The organism is Microbulbifer okhotskensis (assembly GCF_023895975.1).
Classification (GTDB): domain Bacteria; phylum Pseudomonadota; class Gammaproteobacteria; order Pseudomonadales; family Cellvibrionaceae; genus Microbulbifer; species Microbulbifer okhotskensis.
Map to the genome: position 1 here is coordinate 1 of NZ_JALBWM010000365.1, position 552 is coordinate 552.

General features: G+C 49.6%; 2 protein-coding genes. Both read right to left on the reverse strand.

From position 1 onward, the window contains the following. Positions 1 to 374: hypothetical protein (locus MO867_RS22530; RefSeq protein ID WP_252473342.1), on the reverse strand; the 374-nt coding region annotated here is incomplete at its 3' end. After that, positions 371 to 552 (reverse strand): hypothetical protein (locus MO867_RS22535; protein WP_252473344.1); only part of this gene is annotated, 182 nt, incomplete at its 5' end. The genes MO867_RS22530 and MO867_RS22535, both read right to left, overlap by 4 nt.

Genomic DNA, 552 nt, shown 5'->3' on the forward strand with positions numbered 1-552 from the left:
ATTATTCGTCGAATGATCGATTTGATGCGCAAGACATTGCGGCGAACCATACCTGCAGGTGCCTGCTTTGAATGGCCATACTCCAGGGGCTGGATATACGGGAGGTTGTTGGTTAAGTAATTCACCTTATCCAGGCCGCCAACCTTTTGAATAACTTCAGCCTGAGCCTCAGCGCCTGACCGATCCAACCGCAAGCTGGAGCTTTGCGCTAAATCGCCGGTAGTTGTTTGCCAATTGCCGCGAGCCCGCCCGGTATCCACAGGAGTATCACGGATGACTGAATTAAACAGCTCGATATTGGTTGCCCGATATAAGCGGTCAGCTTCCGCCAAAGCATCTTCATTGAATTGTTTTATGCTCGCTGAGAATTTCATTTACGCACCTGGCAGAAGTAGACCAATGGAGTCCCTGCTGGATTTGCTTCTTTGATATTGACCACCTGCCACTTTACGCCATTGATTTCGGCCTCAGTAGTGAGGGATGGAACCCATTCAAGCCCAGCTGCAGCAATGATCAATTTTTTATCGCCGCGCTGAATACTCTGCCCTTCTG